Genomic DNA, 12931 nt, shown 5'->3' with positions numbered 1-12931 from the left:
AACTCCTTGGTGGCGCCGGACTGCCCTGTGGCGAACCGCTGCCGAGCGAAGTTGTGGTCGTTGGTCCCGGCCCTGGTGGCCCTCGGGACTGAAGTGCGCATGACGTTAGGGCCATCAACAGTGCTGAGCAAGCGTTTTCACACGCACTTTCTCCGGGTGTCTCGGTGTGATGCCTGAAAAGCGCTCATGACCTGCTGCTTTGTTTGGGTCGTCGATCTTCGGCGGATGTTCGGGATAAGCTGAGGGCGCGCTTTCATAACCGGTCAGAGCGGGAGTGCGGCCCGGGATCGCGGGTGGGACTCGCGGCCGGTGCGCTGGACGACGAACTACCCTGACGGGATACAAGGACAACTCTGGGGGCTGGGTTTGGCTACTCCGAAAGTGCCGGAGATGAGGGAAAGTCCGGGATCATCCGAAGAGCCGGAACCACCCCCTGCGGCCGGGCTGCCCGAAACGTCTGAGAGGCCCGGTGTGGTGAGCGGGTCCGCGGCGAAGAGGGGGGCGCGCCAGCGGCGCGTGACGATCAACGATGTCGGCACGGCGGCAGGAGTGTCCACCTCCACCGTCTCCCGTGTCCTCAATGGCACGGCCCGGGTCGATCCCGAGCTGGCGCGCCGGGTGCAGAGCGCGGTCGCCGAACTGGGCTATCGCCCCAATGCCGCTGCCCAGGGCCTGGCGCGCGGTGAGGCCGGCGCTATCGGCGTGCTCGTGCCCGACCTGTCCAACCCGTACTTTCCGGATGTGCTGAAATCAGTCTCCGCTGTCGCCCGCCGGCACGGGCGTCGGGTGATGGTGATGGAGTCGGACGAGGACGCGGCGAGCGAGTACGAGCTCGCCGAGGATCTGATGCGCTGTTGCGACGGCGTACTGCTGTGTTCTCCCCGCATGGACCGCACCGCGCTCGTCGATCTGGCTCTCCGTGGCCACCCTGTGGTGCTGGTCAACCGGATCGTCCCCGGGCTGAGCATCCCCTCGGTCTCGGCCGATTTCTACGGAGGGATGACCCTCGTCTGCGGTCACCTCACCCAGCTCGGCCATCGCCGGGTGGCCTACCTGAGCGGGCCCGAAGCGTCCTGGGCCAATGCGGAACGCATCCGGGCCTTCGAGGCCGCGGCAGCCTTCGGTATCGACGTCACGGTCATCCCGTGCGGCCACACGGCGCGGCATGGCTACGACGCGGCCGACGCGGTGCGGGATCGCGGTGTCAGCGCTGTGGTCGCGTACAACGACCTGGTGGCATTCGGTGCGATGGCGGCGTTGGAGGAGGCGGGACTGCGGATCCCCGAAGACCTCTCGGTGATCGGCTGCGATGACATCTCCGTTGACGACCTGCCCAGTTCGCGCCGCCTCACCACGGCCTCGATGGCCCGGGACGAACTGGGCAGGCAGGCCGCCCAGCGACTGGAATCGTTGATGGCCGCCGACGGCGACACCGAACCTCGCTCCCTTCCGATGGAGCTTCGCGTACGGCTCACCAGCGCGCCGCCCGCGGCGTCGCCGGGCTGAGGCCGGGGATCTCGCCGTCAGCCGATGTCGATGGAGGTGCCTGCGGGCACCCGGTGGTAGCGGGCCCCGACGCCGGGGCCGTTGTCGCCCAGGAACCCGCCGACCATGGCGGACTCGTCCGTGCGGTGCGGGCCGCCGACACCATGCCCTCCGGTGAAGCCGCTGAAGCCGCCATCCTCGGCCACCTCGACCGCGGCGGCCCGCAGACCACGGCCGACCTCGCGCACCGGCGCGGCGTGACCCACCAGTCGGCCGCCAAGTCCGTCAAAGAGCTGCTCGGCGCCGGCCTGGTGCGCACCGAACCTCATCCCAGCGACGGCCGCAAGCTCCTGCTGGACATCACCGACACCGGCCGCGCTCGACTCCAGCAAGAGCGCGCGCAGCGCGCCACTTGGCTGGGCGCCGCCATCAGCGACGCGCTCAGCCCCGATGAACAGCGGCGGCTGCGCGACTGTGTGCCCCTGCTGACCCGCCTGACCACCCGCATCACTGGAAGGTGATCGTGGCTGGATGAGGATTCAGGACGCGCGTATCCGGACGCGCCTATCCGGACGCGCGTGTCAGGACGCGCGTGTCAGAACGAGCTTGGCCTTGTGGCCGCTGACCGACTGCACCCGGATGCTCAGGCTGTTGAGCCTGACGGTGCCGCCCGGACTGGTGCTGCCGCTCAGGCGCGCGCCACCCGTAGTGGTGGCCGACATCTTCACGGACCGGGAGCTGATGTGGGTGATCCGCAGCTTCCCGAAGCCGAACCGGTGGCTGTCGACCGTGATGTTCGTGGGCCTCGACACGGTGGTCGTGCACCGCCCGTCGTAGCAGGGCCCGTGGGCGGCGGCCTGCGCCACCGGTGTCATCAGGCCGAGTCCCAGCGTGCCCGCGAGAGTCATGGTCGTGGCGGCCGTCGCGGTCGTCCAGCGCATACCGATACCCATCAGTTGGACCTCCTGTGTCGGGGATTCCTGCGCGGCATTTCTAACCCGCGGGCCCTGGGACCGCTCCCGAGGAGGCGCCCGGCTGCCGTCACTCCCTCGGCTGCCACAGCTCGACGGGCGGCTTCAACCCAGCGCGATCCGGGCGGCGATCGGCAGGTGGTCGCTTCCGGTGGCGGGCAGGGTCCGGATGTGGCCGACAGCCGCCGAACGGGCCATGACCTGGTCGATCCGGGCCAGCGGGAAGCTCGCGGGGAAGCTGAAGGCGAAGCCCCGCTCCGCGACGTTCATCCGTGAGGTCAGCGGAGCCAGCCCACGGTCGTCGACCGTGCCATTGAGGTCGCCCAGAAGGATCAGCCGATCCCGCTTCTCGGCGGCGATGGCCTTGCCCAACAGGCCGGCGCTCTCATCACGCCAGGAGGACGCGAGGCCACTCGCCCGTATGCGGACCGACGGCAGATGCGCGACGTACGCCGCGATCTCGCCCCGCGGCGTGTGGACCACGGTCCGCAGTCCGCGACTCCATGCCTCCGTGATCCCCTGGGGTTTGATGTCCAACGGCCGGGCGTCGGTGAGCGGATGCCTCGACCAGAGTCCGACGGTGCCCCGGACGGCGTGGTACGGGTAGTCCGGGGCGAGGGTCTTCTCGTGAACCGGCAGCGCCGCGGGCACCAGCTCCTCCAGCGCGATGAGATCGGGCCCGGCGTCGGCCAGGGCGCGAGCCGTACCCGCCGGGTCGGTGTTCTCGTCGCTGACGTTGTGCTGCACCACGACCAGGTCATGCGGGCCGGGCTTCGCCCCGGGCAGGAGCAATCCGCCGAAGAGGTACGTCCAGGCCGCAACCGGCAGGAGCAGGGCCACCAGCGCGATGGCCGAACGGCGCAGCAGCGCCAGGCCGAGCATCACCACGACCACCAGGCCGAGCCACGGCAGAAACGCTTCCAGCAAACTGCCCAAGTGCCCAACGGAGTTGGGCACCGCCCGGTGGAACGCCAGCAGCCCGGCCGTCAGCACCGCCAATACGGCGAGCACCCGCCCCCGCGTCCAGGGCGACCCGCCCCGAGCCCACCGCGCCACCCAGCGTCCCGCCCGCCGGGGCGCAGCCGCCCGCACCGGCGACGCCGCGCCGCTGTCCACCTGCTCCATCATGGCTTTCCATCCGTTCGATTCCGCACCCCAAGATGGACCGCCAGGCACATCGGTTTCTGGTGCGGGGCGTGAAATTCCGGTGACGTTGGCGCGCACGCTTCCTAGGATCGGATCTTGCGCTCTCCCGTCTCTCCTTCATCAGTGACGAAGCCATCGCGCATGCCGTCGCCGTGCCCACCGGGACCAATGGGTGCCCACCCACGGCGAGCCGCCACGCCGAATTGCGGCAGGTCACCGCGCCAGGGCCGCCCGGGCCACCGTGAGTGCCTGCCCGGCGTAGCCCCGGCCGAACAGCACCGTGTGCACCAGCAGGGGGAAGAGCTGGTGCAGTCCGATCCGGTCGGGCCAGCCCTCGGCGAGCGGCGCCACGTCCTGGTAGCCGTCCAGCACCTGATCGAGATGGGGGCAGCCGAACAGGTGGAGCATCGCCAGATCGGTCTCCCGGTGGCCGCCGTGCGCTGCCGGGTCGATCAGCCACGCCTGCCCGTCGGCGCCCCACAGGACGTTGCCGTTCCATAGGTCGCCGTGCAGCCGGGCGGGTGGCTCGGCGGGTCCGGCCAGCTCGGGCAGCCGCTCGCATGCGCGCTCGATGACCTCGGCCTCGCCGCGGCGCACCGTGCCGTCGTCGACGGCGCGGCGAAGATAAGGCAGCACCCGGTGTTCGGCGTACCAGCGCGGCCACTCGGAGCCCGGGACGTTGCGCATCGGGGCCAGCCCGATGTACGCGTCCGTGGGGCCGTCCGGCGGTGGGGCGCCGAACGCGGGCGCGCCGACCGAGTGCAGGGCGGCCAGGTCGCGGCCGAACCGGGCCGCTGCCCGGACGCTCGGCCGGCCTACCGGCACCTGGTCGGTGACCAGCCAGTCCCGGTCGTGGCCGTGCACCACCGGGACGCGGACCGTGCCCGCGTCGGCCAGCCAGCGCAGCCCCGCCGCTTCGGCCGGTGCCGCGCCGGGACCGTCGCCCCGTTTGACCATCACCGTCTGCCCGCCGTCGAGGGTGACTTCGGTGAGCGTTGCGGACAGTGGCCGCCGACCGGTCACCGGGCGGCCGGTGAGGCGGGCCGCCGCGGCACCGGGGCCCTCGCCCGTCCCCGCCGCCGGACGGGCACTCATGAGCCGAGGCGCTCGCGCACCCAGGCCAGCAGGCCGGGCATCGCGGCTTCGATCATGGCCAGCACCTCGTCGAACCCCTCCGGGCCCCCGTAGTACGGGTCGGGCACGTCCAGATCACCGGTCGCGTCCGGGTCGAAGGATCGCAGCATCCTGACTCGGGACGGATCGTCGACCAGCCGGCGCAACGCCTTCTCGTGGCCGTGGTCCATCGCCAGGAACAGGTCGGCGTCCCTGTGCTCGGCGCCGATCTGGGCCGCGACATGCTCGACCGGGTAGCCGTGCCGTGCCAGCAGTTCGCCGGCGCGTTCATCGATGGGCTCACCGGCGTGCCAGGGGCCGATGCCGGCGCTGCTGACCCGTACCGCGCCGTCGAGTCCGGCCCGGCGCAGATGCTCGGCGAAGACCAGCGCGGCGGACGGCGACCGGCAGATGTTCCCGCTGCAGACAAAGCAGATGTGCACGGCCACCAGCGTAGGGCCTGGCTCCCTGCTGGCGCAGGGGGCGGGCCGGCCGTCCAGAGCGGCCGGACCTGCCCGTTGCACCGGCCGGAGCCCGGCGTCGTACCGGTCCGAGCCCGGCGTCAGGCGCTGTGGTCCGCGAACGGGCCGTCGGCGGCGAAGGCCAGCGCGCCGAAGCGTTCCCCGATACGGCGGTGGGTGGCGGCGTCCGGGTGGAGCTCGTCGGGCAGCGGCAGCTCTTCGGCGTCGGCCTCGCCGTAGAGGTCGAGGCCGTCGAGGTAGTGGAGGTGGGGGTCGTCGGCCGCCCGCTGCTTCACGATCCGGGACAGTTCCTCCCGGATGACGCGCAGCGTCAGCTTCCCCGCGGCGCGTTCGGCGGGGTCGCCGGTGGCCTGGAACCGCAGCTTTCCGGCGCTGAGCGCGCTGACATCGAAGGCCGCGGGGCCGGGCGTGTCCTCGTGGATGGGGCACAGGATGGGCGAGACGACCAGCAGTGGCGTGGTGGGATGCCCCTCGCGGATCGTGTCGAGGAAGCCGTGCACCGCCGGGGTGAAGGCGCGCAGCCGCATCAGATCGGCGTTGACCACGTTGATGCCGATCTTGATGCTGATCAGGTCGGCGGGGGTGTCCCGCATCGCGCGGGCGGTGAACGGGTCGAGCAGGGCGCTGCCGCCCAGGCCCAGGTTGATCAGTTCCACGCCGCCGAGGGAGGCGGCGAGCGCGGGCCAGATGGCGGTGGGGCTCGCGGCGTCGGAGCCGTGGCTGATCGAACTGCCGTGGTGCAGCCACACCTTGCGGCCCTGGTCCGGTACGGGCTCGATGGGCGCGTCGGTGCGCAGCGTGACGAGTTCGGTGGTCTCGTTGTGCGGCAGCCAGATCTCGACGGTCTTGACGCCGTCGGGCAGATCGGTGAAGCGGAGGGTGCCGGCCGGGCCGGGGTGACTCTCGGCGCTCCCGGTGGCCAGGTCGATGGCCAGGGTGTTGCCGCCGGTCACCGCGGACTGCTCGGCCAGGCGGCCGTCGACGAGCAGGTCGTACACGCCGTCCGGGCGGGGCGGGGCGCCCGCGTAGACCCGCTTGGTGGGCAGCGTGTCCAGTTCGACGGCGGTGGCCCGGGTCCGGAAGACCAGCCGTACGCCCGAGGGCTGGGCCTCCGCCATGGCGAGTTGCCCGTCGGTGTTCTGGGCGCGGGCCCAGGCGGGCAGCCGGTGCGGCAGCACTCCGTGCGCGGTGTGCTCCAGGTCGAGGGCGCCCCGCAGGATGTCCGCGGTGATGGGCGTGGTGATCCAGTCGTGCTCGGTGGTGTGCATGGCCCCAGCCTCTTGATCACAAATGTGTGGATGGATGGATGCGGGGGCGGACGGACGGATCGGATGCGCCGATGTGCCGCGAGGCTGATCGCATCCGGCACGCTGCCGCGCCCCTGAGTCAGCGCGCGGGCCAGTTCCGCAGCAGGGCGTCGAGGGCGTCCAGGGTCCGCGACCAGCTTTCCTCGCTGTCGGGGGCGCTGTGGCTGAATCCACCTGCCATCTCGAGGCTGACGTAGCCGTGGAAGACGCTGCCCAGCAGCCGGACCGCATGTGTCTGGTCCGGCTCGGCCAGGTCGTAACCGCGCAGGATCGCCCGCGTCATCTGTGCGTGCCGGCCACCGGCGCTGGCGGCCGCCGCCTCCGGGTCGAGCCTGAGCTGGGCCGCGGCGTAGCGGCCGGGATGCTCGCGGGCGTAGTCGCGGTAGATGTTGGCGAAGGCGGTCAGGGCGTCCTTTCCGGCCCGCCCGGCCAGGGCCTCGGCGGCCCGGTCGGCGAGCTCCTCCAAGGCGAGCAGGGCGATCCTGGTCTTGAGGTCCTGGCCGTTCTTCAGGTGCGAGTAGAGACTCGCGACCTTGACGTCGAACCGTCTGGCCAGCTCCGAGACGGTCACCTGGTCGAAGCCGAGCTCGTCGGCCAGCTCCGCTCCCGCCTGGGTCAGCCGTTCCGTGGTCAGTCCTACTCGTCCCATGCCCTTCCTCTCCGTCGGCAGAACCGATTATGCATTTGCCTAACACCTTTAGGCAAATTAGCCTGCGTTATATGAAGCCGCTGACTGAGCAAGAGATCCGTGCCGCGTTCGTGAACTGCACCAAGGGCGAGGCGAAGCGTCTGTCCATCCCGCGCGACCTGGCCGACCGACCCTGGGATGACCTGGACTACCTCGGCTGGCGAGATCCCCAGGCACCCGACCGCGCCTACCTGGTCACCGAACTGGACGCCCACCCGACCGCCATCGCGCTGCGCTGCCCCGGCCCCGCCTCCTGGCAGGCGCGGCGCAGCATGTGCTCGATGTGCCTGACCGCCCACACGGGCGGCGTCTCCCTGATGGTCGCGCCGAAGGCGGGGAAGGCCAGGCAGCGAGGCAACTCGGTCGGCGCCTACATATGCAGCGACCTCGCCTGCTCGCTGTATGTGCGGGGCAAGAAGGACGCGGGCGCCGGCTCACGGCCTCAGGAGTCGCTCACCCTGGAGGAGAAGATCCAGCGGACCGCGGCGAACGTCGCGGCGTTCCTCGCCAAGGTGACCGCATAGCCCATACCGCCCGGTCGCAGAGCGGTGCCCCGCACGCCATGGCGTGCGGGGCACGGTCGGTGGGTGTGAGTCGCAGGGTGTCAGCCGCAGTTGGTCTCGGCCTTCTCGAAACGCACACCGTCGATCCAGCCCCACCAGTCCACGCAGGTGCCTCGTGCGCTCACGTAGATCGGTCCCGCGTAGGAGCGGTAGTTGCCGCTGTCGTAGATGTCGTGGATCTCCGTGTCGCTCCGCGAGAGGTAGATCGACATCGGAACCGGCTCGCCGGCCACGTTCCGGATCGCGACCAGGCAGTTCTTGCCCGTGGCGGAGCTGTAGGTGAGATACGCCGTGCCCTTGTCCCCGACCTCGGTGGAGTTGACGACCGTATAGCCGGAGCCGCAGGCGCCGTTGTACGCAACGCGCGAGGCGGTCGCGGAGGCCCCGGGCGCGGCTGCCATGAGGGCGGCCGTGCCGGCGCCGGTCACTGCCGCGATGGCCAGGACGCGCTTGAGGTGAGTCATCGGTTCCCCGTGCGTGTGGTGTCGGTGCTGTCGGTGAAGTGCCGCGGGTTGATTTCCCGGTCACTACGACCCGCCACCCGGCGCATGAGTTGTCCCCCGCACCGTTACGGGTCTGTCCGCACTGTCACCAATGCGTAACGGCGGCAGGGTCCCGCGCCGGTGCCAATCCGGGGACGGGAGTGGACTGCTCGTGCAAGAAACGTGAGCCGAAAAGGGGCTGACGGTCACCGAGCGCTCAGTGGAAGGGATTTCGAACTCTTTGGAACCTGTGTCCGTGAAGCGGCGTACCGCGCATACCGCCCGTTCACCTCCCCGCAACTCCTTCTGCCGCTGACGCGAGTAGATCGGGCATGTGGTGTGGTGTTTTGGTGGAGGGGATGGGGGTGTTTTCTGGTGCTTCTTCGGCGCTTTTGCCGGGCGGGCCGTTGTTGCCGGGCGGGGGCGTCCCCGGCGGTTCTGGCGATGGTGCGTCTCTCTTAGACTGTGCCGGTCCCCAAGTTGATCGGAGCACTCCTATGCGTCGCCTTGCCGCCGCCCTTTTGGTAATGACCGCTTTTGCCTCGCTCGCCGGCTGCGCGCAGGATTTCGACCGGGGCCCTGACGGGACGGTCTCCGACAAGGTCAAGGACGGAAAGAAGTTCTACTTGGTCGTCGATCCGGCCAAGGGTGGCGACGAGAAGAAGTTCCGCGTCAGTAAGTACGACTATCACGACTGCAACCGAGGTTCGAAGTACCCCAAGTGTGTTGACGATTAATCAGCTCGTCTTCGCCTCGATCGCAGGGTCGGCCGTGCCTTTCGGCCGACCCGCCATCTCCCCGGCCCGGAACTCGCCGGCCTGAAACTCCCCGGCCCGGAAGGGCCCCCAGCCTCCGCACTCCACCGTGTTCGCGGCGTTCGCGACAGGAGTGATTGAGCGTGCGATGAAGTGTGCGTTGCGGAGAGCGATGAGGATCGCCCAGCACGATCTGCCGGCACCCGCGGAGCGCAAGAGGCTGCGCGAGGCCGCGGGGCTGAGTCAGGCCGGGATCGCCAAGGCGCTGGACATCCGCCGGGAAGCGGTGGGCAACTGGGAATCCGGCAAGACCGAGCCGCGGCAGCCGAAGCGTGCCGCCTACGGCTTCTGAAGGGCCTGGCCGCTCGCTTCCCCGCCCCCGCCGAGGGGACTCCGGAGACAGCGGGCCCGCCCCCGAGCTGTCATCTCCCGCCCAGCCCGCGCCGACGCAGACCCCGCCCCGGGCCAGGGCCATTCCTCCGAGTGGAGTCCTCAGCGGCCCGGGGCGACCGTCGCGCAGAACACGACCCAGCGACTCGCCACGGCCCCGGCGCAGCGGGCCCGCCCGCCCCGGCCGTCCACTTCGCGGCGCCCGGACGCGACGGAGTCGGCCGGCACCACCACCGCCGCCACCTCTGCCGTGGACCCGCGCTTCGCCAACGGCCCGCTGGCGGTCGTGGAGGTCGTGGACGGCCAGGTCTGGGCGTACTGCCCCGGCGGCCTGGTCCTGGACATCCCGGCCAAGTCCCTCCCGTCTCTGGTGGAGTGGACTCTGACCGAGGCGCGGCTGGGCGCGCCCCGGCTGAACCGCAACGGCAGGGACGCCACCACCGGTCGCATCGTCCTCGACACCCGCGCCGGCTTCGGCTACACCGCCGCCCCCGGCACCACCGACGACGCCCGGCTGCGCCACAGCACCCAGGCGCTGCCGCCGCAGTACGCCGCCCGCCACTTCGACGCCCAGGAACAGGGCCGCCGAACAGCAACTCCTCGACATCGCCGCCGAGGGCCTGCAGGAGATCTATTTCAAGGACCGTGGCCGCCGCGCCCAGGGCCTGCTCGTGGAGTTCACCGACATCGACTACATCGAGGTCGACTTGTAAGGAGCGGAATGATGTGCCCGGGCCGGATCGACGTGCTCAGCGGCCGGCGACGATATCCAAGGTGATCTTCAGGCGACGAGCCGCCATACCTTTGGCCTTGCTGACACCGAAGGCGTACCGGTCGATGGTGGTTGTGCCGTTGGCGGTGACGCGCTTACCCTCGCCGACCATGCTGCCGATCGCGACGACTACCGGCTGGGTCACTCCGCAGACGGTCAACTCCCCTCGCAGTGAGACCCCTTGGGCGGATTGATCCAGGCTGTGGCCCCGGAACTGGATCGAGGGGTGTCGCTCCACGTCCAGGAAGTCGGACGACCGGACGTGGTCGTCGCGACGCTGAATGCCGGACGCGAAGCTGGCCGCGTCCATCTCGACGTCCACCGACGACGCTTCCGGCGTCTCGGCAATGGTGATCCGGCCCTCCCTGATGCCGAACGTCCCATGGACCGGGAGCAGCCCCAAGGCCCGCGTGGCGAAGCGCACGGTCGAGGCGGCCGGATCGATTTCGTAGGTGCCCGCTGCTGGTAAGGACAGCTCCGCAGCGCTGGATATCGCCATGTTCGTAGCCTCCGTTTGCTGAAGTCCCTCTCGAGTGGATGAGGATCTCGCACACACGGAGGCTGCACCAGACCCCCTTCAACTACCGCTGCGGCCCAGCAGCTCGGCGACGCGGATGAACCCGTCCGTACCATGGCCCAGCCCGATGGCGCGGCGGGCCATGCCCTCGGCCGCGCGCATCACGCCCGCGTCGATGCCGTGGCCCTCGGAGGTGTGGACGATATGGGACATGGACGAGACCGCCGAGGTGATCGGGTTGCCTTCACCGGAGAAGGTGCCGCGGTCCACTTCCTCGGCGGTCTCTTCGAAGAGCGGCGGGAGGATCGCGCCGATGCCCTTGGCGAAGGGCGCCAGCTCCCGGGCGCTGACCCCCTCCGCTCGGGCCACGGCCAGGGCGTGCGCGTAGCCCGCCATCGCCGTCCAGAAGATGTCGAGCAGCGCGATGTCGTAGGCCGCCGCCCGGCCGATCTCCTCGCCGAGGTGGGTATGGGTACCGCCCAGCGTGTCCAGTACGGGCCGGTGCTCCTCGTAGAGCTTGGCCGGGCCGCTGTGGATGAACACCGCGGCAGGCGTTCCGATGGTGGTGGTCGGCGTCATGATCGCACCGTCGAGGTATCGGATGCCGTGCCCGGCCGCCCAGTCCGAGGTGTCCCGGGCCCGGTCCGGAGTGTCCGCGGTCAGGTTCACGACGGTGTGTCCCTTGAGCGCATCGGTGACCCCGTCGCGCCGCAGGATCGCGTCCGACGCGTCGTAGTCCACCACGCAGACCACGGTCAACTCGCTTGCGGCAATGGCCTCTTCCGCCGATCGCGCGCCGACCGCCCCGCGCTCGATCAGCTCCCGATCCTTGCCCGGCGTCCGGTTCCAGACCGTGGTCGGCAGCCCGGCGTCCAGGAACGCACCGGCCAGGGCGCGGCCCATCGGCCCCAGACCGAGCACGGTGACGGCAGACTGTTCGGAGTGTGTAGACATGAAACTTCAACTCCCATAGGGATATACGCGTAGTAATAACTCAAAGGAAATCGAGCGAAGATGACACGCAGTCGTGCTCAGGACACGAATGTCTGCGGTGTGACCGCCGCGATCGCCGTGATCGACGGCAAGTGGAAGACCGCCCTGCTCTGGGCACTGGAGTCCGGACCGCATCGCCCCGGCGAACTGCGCCGGCGGCTGCCGGGCCTCAGCGAGAAGGTTCTGACTCAGGCGCTCCGTGAGATGGAGACGGACGGGCTGGTGCACCGGGACGTGCACGATGTGCTGCCGCTGAGGACCGTGTACTCCCTGACCGCGTTCGGCCGCGACCTCTCCGAGGCGTTGGCTCCCCTGTCCGATTGGGGCCACCGCCGCCTGGAGAAGCTGGCCGAGGCCCAGTCGGGCCCCTGACGCAACGCCCCCTCCGTCTCATCCGATCCGGCGGCCCTCCGACCGCCCGCAACAAGATTCGCTCCGTCGTCCGTCGCTGCCAAGTACCCACAAAAAAGTGGGTACAGCGGACGGACGGCACCCAGCTGGATGATCGCGTGGCTCCGTCGCTCCGCATATCGGTGGGAGAGGAAATCAGACCTTCAGTCTATGGAGCCGGGTTGTTTCACTGAGGGCATGAGTGTCGAAGCAACTCTGTTGTCGCAGCTCACAGCGCTGGAAGCGGCCGCCGTGTCCGACGCGCTGGACGCGATGTTCCTCTGACCTCGACCGGGCCGACCGGCCGCTACGTGCGGCCCGTTTTCCCTCACATGACCGGCTGGCCGACGCCCAGCAAATTCCCCTCGCTGTCACGGAACCAGGCCCCGCGCTCACCCCGTGCACCCTTGCTGGGGTAATTCCCCTCGACCTCCGCGATCCCCTCCCTCGTCCGGAACCCCGCCACATCGACCTCCTCGAACACCACGCCGCGCCGCCTGAGTTCCCTCACCGCTGTCTCGATGTCGTCGACTTCCCACGCCATCTGAGTGAACGTGCCGGGGGAGGATCCAGTCGACCGGAAGAGCACGAACTCCGCGCCTCCGCAGCGATACAGCAACCCGCCGGGCCGTTCGTCGACCGGCTCCATACCGAGCTGCTCTGAATAGAAACGCCGCGCCCGATCGAGGTCCTGGGCCGGAAGTCTGGTCGCCACGCGTCCGCGGGCCAAAGCGCTTCTGTCGTCTGCGTTCATGCCCCCACTGTGCCGTGAGCGGGGGCCGGAGCAGCGGAGGCTGTGCCGGTCCATGCCGGTCCATGCCGGTCTCGGCCGGAGCGAGACACTCGGCCGAGCAGCAACCACCTGGTGCGACCCGCG

Annotated in this window: 17 protein-coding genes and 1 pseudogene; 7 read left to right on the top strand and 11 right to left on the bottom strand. The window is 69.9% G+C overall.

Annotation, left to right across the window (positions count from 1 at the left end; all coding sequences use genetic code 11):
• The first annotated feature begins 516 nt into the window (after positions 1–516).
• Positions 517–1506, top strand: coding sequence for a LacI family DNA-binding transcriptional regulator (locus STRVI_RS22755; protein WP_251982718.1), 990 nt, complete (start codon positions 517–519; stop codon positions 1504–1506).
• 17 nt (positions 1507–1523) lie between these two features.
• Here STRVI_RS22755 and STRVI_RS52835 read toward each other — a convergent pair whose 3' ends face one another.
• Entirely contained in the window at positions 1524–1733 is a 210-nt protein-coding gene (locus STRVI_RS52835; RefSeq protein WP_167543184.1) for a hypothetical protein, read from the bottom strand.
• Here STRVI_RS52835 and STRVI_RS22750 point away from each other — a divergent pair.
• Complete coding sequence (locus tag STRVI_RS22750) at positions 1650–2006, top strand: MarR family winged helix-turn-helix transcriptional regulator (RefSeq protein ID WP_078505797.1); 357 nt, start codon at positions 1650–1652, stop codon at positions 2004–2006. The genes STRVI_RS52835 and STRVI_RS22750 overlap by 84 nt on opposite strands.
• 60 nt (positions 2007–2066) lie before the next feature.
• Here the strand turns inward: STRVI_RS22750 and STRVI_RS22745 are convergent, their stop codons facing one another.
• The 6 genes from STRVI_RS22745 to STRVI_RS22720 form a co-directional block, all read right to left on the bottom strand.
• Positions 2067–2438 (bottom strand): hypothetical protein, encoded by a 372-nt coding sequence (locus STRVI_RS22745; protein ID WP_014057980.1) that lies wholly within the window; start codon positions 2436–2438, stop codon positions 2067–2069.
• 123 nt (positions 2439–2561) lie between these two features.
• Positions 2562–3584, bottom strand: coding sequence for an endonuclease/exonuclease/phosphatase family protein (locus STRVI_RS22740; protein ID WP_014057979.1), 1023 nt, complete (start codon positions 3582–3584; stop codon positions 2562–2564).
• A gap of 231 nt (positions 3585–3815) precedes the next feature.
• Entirely contained in the window at positions 3816–4697 is an 882-nt protein-coding gene (locus STRVI_RS22735; protein WP_014057978.1) for a fructosamine kinase family protein, read from the bottom strand.
• The gene (locus tag STRVI_RS22730) at positions 4694–5158 is read right to left on the bottom strand and encodes a low molecular weight protein-tyrosine-phosphatase (protein ID WP_043239512.1); all 465 of its coding nucleotides are present in this window, start codon (positions 5156–5158) and stop codon (positions 4694–4696) included. Before STRVI_RS22730 ends, STRVI_RS22735 begins: the two co-directional genes overlap by 4 nt.
• A 119-nt stretch (positions 5159–5277) precedes the next feature.
• The gene (locus STRVI_RS22725) at positions 5278–6465 is read right to left on the bottom strand and encodes a GDSL-type esterase/lipase family protein (RefSeq protein WP_014057976.1); all 1188 of its coding nucleotides are present in this window, start codon (positions 6463–6465) and stop codon (positions 5278–5280) included.
• 118 nt (positions 6466–6583) lie between these two features.
• Positions 6584–7153 carry a TetR/AcrR family transcriptional regulator gene (locus STRVI_RS22720; RefSeq protein WP_014057975.1) on the bottom strand — a complete coding sequence of 190 codons (570 nt, stop codon included), beginning with the start codon at positions 7151–7153 and terminating at the stop codon, positions 6584–6586.
• Between the two features lie 71 nt (positions 7154–7224).
• On the opposite strand from STRVI_RS22720, the gene STRVI_RS22715 reads away from it, so the two are divergent.
• Positions 7225–7716: an FBP domain-containing protein gene (locus STRVI_RS22715; RefSeq protein WP_043236368.1), complete on the top strand. Its 492-nt coding sequence runs from the start codon at positions 7225–7227 to the stop codon at positions 7714–7716.
• 80 nt (positions 7717–7796) lie between these two features.
• Here the strand turns inward: STRVI_RS22715 and STRVI_RS22710 are convergent, their stop codons facing one another.
• A complete protein-coding gene (locus STRVI_RS22710; protein ID WP_014057973.1) occupies positions 7797–8219 on the bottom strand; it encodes a hypothetical protein in 423 nt (140 codons plus the stop codon).
• 515 nt (positions 8220–8734) lie between these two features.
• Between STRVI_RS22710 and STRVI_RS22705 the strand changes: the two genes are divergently transcribed.
• The 3 genes and pseudogenes from STRVI_RS22705 to tpg form a co-directional block, all read left to right on the top strand.
• Complete coding sequence (locus STRVI_RS22705; protein WP_014057972.1) at positions 8735–8974, top strand: hypothetical protein; 240 nt, start codon at positions 8735–8737, stop codon at positions 8972–8974.
• Positions 8975–9164: 190 nt separating this feature from the next.
• Positions 9165–9344 (top strand): helix-turn-helix transcriptional regulator, encoded by a 180-nt coding sequence (locus STRVI_RS22700; protein WP_043236366.1) that lies wholly within the window; start codon positions 9165–9167, stop codon positions 9342–9344.
• A 471-nt stretch (positions 9345–9815) separates the two neighbouring features.
• Positions 9816–10095, top strand: a pseudogene (tpg, locus tag STRVI_RS48370) (telomere-protecting terminal protein Tpg); the annotation flags it as partial.
• Positions 10096–10131: 36 nt separating this feature from the next.
• Here the strand turns inward: tpg and STRVI_RS22690 are convergent.
• Both STRVI_RS22690 and STRVI_RS22685 read right to left on the bottom strand, forming a co-directional pair.
• Positions 10132–10653, bottom strand: a complete 522-nt coding sequence (locus STRVI_RS22690; RefSeq protein ID WP_014057971.1) for a YceI family protein — start codon at positions 10651–10653, stop codon at positions 10132–10134.
• A 78-nt stretch (positions 10654–10731) separates the two neighbouring features.
• Positions 10732–11625, bottom strand: coding sequence for an NAD(P)-dependent oxidoreductase (locus STRVI_RS22685; protein ID WP_014057970.1), 894 nt, complete (start codon positions 11623–11625; stop codon positions 10732–10734).
• A 60-nt stretch (positions 11626–11685) separates the two neighbouring features.
• On the opposite strand from STRVI_RS22685, the gene STRVI_RS22680 reads away from it, so the two are divergent.
• A complete protein-coding gene (locus STRVI_RS22680; RefSeq protein ID WP_014057969.1) occupies positions 11686–12036 on the top strand; it encodes a winged helix-turn-helix transcriptional regulator in 351 nt (116 codons plus the stop codon).
• A 346-nt stretch (positions 12037–12382) separates the two neighbouring features.
• Here the strand turns inward: STRVI_RS22680 and STRVI_RS22675 are convergent, their stop codons facing one another.
• Entirely contained in the window at positions 12383–12808 is a 426-nt protein-coding gene (locus STRVI_RS22675; protein WP_014057968.1) for a VOC family protein, read from the bottom strand.
• Positions 12809–12931 lie beyond the last annotated feature (123 nt).

This window comes from Streptomyces violaceusniger Tu 4113 (assembly GCF_000147815.2).
Lineage (GTDB): Bacteria > Actinomycetota > Actinomycetes > Streptomycetales > Streptomycetaceae > Streptomyces > Streptomyces violaceusniger_A.
This window is presented reverse-complemented; position numbering and strand designations above follow the sequence as displayed.